Source organism: Bacillus sp. H1a (genome assembly GCF_000633475.1).
GTDB classification, from domain to species: domain Bacteria; phylum Bacillota; class Bacilli; order Bacillales; family Bacillaceae_G; genus Bacillus_A; species Bacillus_A paramycoides.
The window spans coordinates 1-2,867 of sequence record NZ_AYMH01000135.1 but is presented as its reverse complement, the minus strand read 5'-3'; the positions used below and the strand labels follow the sequence as shown (position 1 = coordinate 2,867).

The 2,867-nt window shown below is 32.8% G+C and carries 4 protein-coding genes and 1 pseudogene; 1 reads left to right on the top strand and 4 read right to left on the bottom strand.

Going from position 1 to position 2,867, the window contains the following annotated elements:
* Window positions 1-58: 58 nt before the first annotated feature.
* Entirely contained in the window at window positions 59-514 is a 456-nt protein-coding gene (locus tag U860_RS0130610) for an immunity protein YezG family protein (protein WP_025151450.1), read from the bottom strand.
* 20 nt (window positions 515-534) lie between these two features.
* Window positions 535-888, bottom strand: a complete 354-nt coding sequence (locus tag U860_RS34780; protein ID WP_240184513.1) for a DNA/RNA non-specific endonuclease — start codon at window positions 886-888, stop codon at window positions 535-537.
* 158 nt (window positions 889-1,046) lie between these two features.
* On the opposite strand from U860_RS34780, the pseudogene U860_RS34775 reads away from it, so the two are divergent.
* Window positions 1,047-1,294, top strand: a pseudogene (locus U860_RS34775) (DDE-type integrase/transposase/recombinase); the annotation flags it as partial.
* A 155-nt stretch (window positions 1,295-1,449) separates the two neighbouring features.
* Here the strand turns inward: U860_RS34775 and U860_RS0130600 are convergent.
* Window positions 1,450-2,058 carry a hypothetical protein gene (locus tag U860_RS0130600; RefSeq protein ID WP_025151448.1) on the bottom strand — a complete coding sequence of 203 codons (609 nt, stop codon included), beginning with the start codon at window positions 2,056-2,058 and terminating at the stop codon, window positions 1,450-1,452.
* Between the two features lie 13 nt (window positions 2,059-2,071).
* Window positions 2,072-2,867: glycohydrolase toxin TNT-related protein (locus tag U860_RS32350; protein WP_025151447.1), on the bottom strand; the 796-nt coding region annotated here is incomplete at its 5' end.

Genomic DNA, 2,867 nt, shown 5'->3' with positions numbered 1-2,867 from the left:
TGGTACAACCACCATGAATTGACCATTCAACTTAGATATAACTATTACTGTAAACCTTTTAAAGGTTATTATTTTTCACTTCTTCAAACCACTCATCAGCAATATGATCCGCCGTTTTAATATCATCAATTGTATATACTAAATCATACTTGTATTCAGCTTTGAACTTGCCACTTTTAACATCATATATTAACTTCATCTCTGTTGGCATGTCTCTTTCATATTCTTTACATAATTCTTCAATTTTTTCGATGTCTTCACATATTATACGCAATACCATAAGCATTCTTTTTGGAGACACATCATATCTTTCGTCTCCATCCTCCAATGCATCATTCACTTTATGACATTCTACATACTTATTATTAATACAATAAAAGAAACTGCCTGAAATAATTCCTTCTTCACGTGAAGCATAAACATACACTTTATCCGCCCTATCTTCAACGTATTCCATACATATAGATATCATATCGCCTTGTAACTCACTAAATCTATCTTCAAATTCTTTCATCCTAATTTTCACTCCTTAGATTAATTTTCAATAACTTTAAACCCTGGCTTACCATCAATAAAGTAATTAACTATAAATTTATCGGGGCGCATATCATTTCCAGAATAAATTATTTCAACATCAACTGATACTTCTTTAGGGGGGTCTGCTTTCAAAGCTTTAGCCCATTCTTCTTCAATCTTCTTATATTCCTTCAAATTAACATCAGATAATTGCGAAACCAAATTATCAATTTTAGGTGATCCTCCAAATCTATCACCTATCAAATGCCCTGCATGGTCTTGTCCTTTTACTTTACCGGGTGTATTTTTACTATGTGATAATCTCTTCTCTCTTTCAGTTAATTGTAGCTTATCTGTTTCAATTTTTTCAATTCTTCCAAGACTATCGGTTTCATAAAAATAGTCAAACTCTCCTGTTTTATACCTAATATCAGGCTTTAATCTATTTTTTCTTCCGTTTGTAAAGTGTTCCCCTGTTTTAACTAATGTTTTAACGCCACTTGCTCCACCAGTACCATTTACTGTCCTATTTTATGAAAAGATTGATGAAAACGTTTGGGGAACCAACGGTTCTCACAACAGATAAGGCGCCCTCTTTACTTTGTGCGTTCAAAAAATCAAAAGCAAAAGGCTTCTATAAACATACAACTTACTGCACAATCAAACATCTTAATAATCTGATAGAACAGAACCATAGACACGTAAAGCGGCATTTTACCAAATCTGCAGGCTTTCACGTACGATAAAAGGAATCGAAACCATTCATGCCTTATATAAACTAAGACGAAGTCTTAAAACAGACTTCGTCTTTCAACGTACAATGAATTACAACCATTACAAGTAGCCACATAATATTTAGTTATACACGCTGACCTATGTCTATCTCTTGTAAAACTTTGCAACAGAGCCTTCAAAGATATATATTTGCATTCTTCAACCCAAAAGATATAATTCTTTTAGAGTTTCTATAAAATCAAAATCCGTCTTTACTTCAATCATATTAATAAGATCATAAAATTGGCTTAGTTTAAAAGAAAAATTGTATAGAACAACCGCGGCACTATTCAATTCTCTAGATTTATTTATATAAATCTTAGAGTTTCTTTTTCCTAAAAATAAAACATTATATCTATCATTTGTGCTTTTTTCTAAAATTATTCTATCTGGCTTAAGTTCGAAAAAAGAATAATACTGTTCATCTGAAAACGTTTTGAATATCTTTTGAATATTATTTAATGATGTTGTACTCCTAATCTCATTTCGAACATTTGTATCATACTTTCTTACTTCTAACTTACTTTTCGAAAAAATATATAAAGCCAATGCTGATTTATATTTATCTGGAAATGTATCTACTTTGTATTCTTTTCCTCTAACAACTTCAAAAATCTCATAATGATTATTTACTTTATTAAAAGTTAACTTAACAATAGTTTCAGGATAATCTTCCCCACCTAATGGTGCAACACAAATAATATCTTTTTCCCTTTTAATCACTTTAAATTCTGTTTCAATTAAATTATATATACCGCTTAAGTCCATATTTTATACTCCTTTATGGCTTTATTTGTTTAATAATTTCAAGCTCTATTAATTCTTCTATAGAGTAAGTTCGACCATTAGGTTTATATTTAATAATTTGCGTTCCTCCACCTGGCTGATCAAACCAAGGAGCAATTTTCCCTGAAGTTACTTCAAAATCAGCAATAACCTCATAAACATAATAAGGCGCTTGTTCACTATGCGGGGCCAAAGCTCTACTTGGGAACGAATCACTTTCAGGAGCTAAAAAAGAACCTTTAGGATTACCATATCTATCCAACTTCGTTCCAGGATGTAATGTTTCCACTTTTTGAGTTCCCGAAACAAATCCATCATTAGGCGGCCAATGAATTTCCCCTGTTTCTTGGTCATAGTATTTTGGATTCTTATATACATCCTCATATTTTTTATATAATTCTTCACTAGGTGGATAATTCCATTTCTTTATATTTTCAGGGATTTTCACATCATCTACATGTTTCCCAGCCTCACTAGCTCCCTTACCAACATTACCCGTACCCTTAGTTTCACTCTTAACAACAGAAAATAACTCTCCACCAAGTGCGTTTCTCCCTCCTCCATTCCCAATGCCAGCTAGCGCTGGTTCATGGAATAAATTCGGGATCTCAATATTTTTAATCTTCTCCACAACATTCTTCATACTATCCGGCAACTTATTCATTAATGCCGTTACTTCTTCCAACTTACCAACTATTTTACTATTTTTCGCGGCTGCCTGAAAGACTTTTGTACCCTCTGCGATTTTTCCGGCTGCAGCTGATCCTTTCACTGCGGCGCTTACTTCACCA

Excerpts from the sequence above, each read along its gene's own strand:
- U860_RS0130610 (WP_025151450.1), bottom strand. The coding sequence starts at position 514 with ATGAAAGAATTTGAAGATAGATTTAGTGAGTTACAAGGCGATATGATA.
- U860_RS0130600 (WP_025151448.1), bottom strand. The coding sequence starts at position 2,058 with ATGGACTTAAGCGGTATATATAATTTAATTGAAACAGAATTTAAAGTG.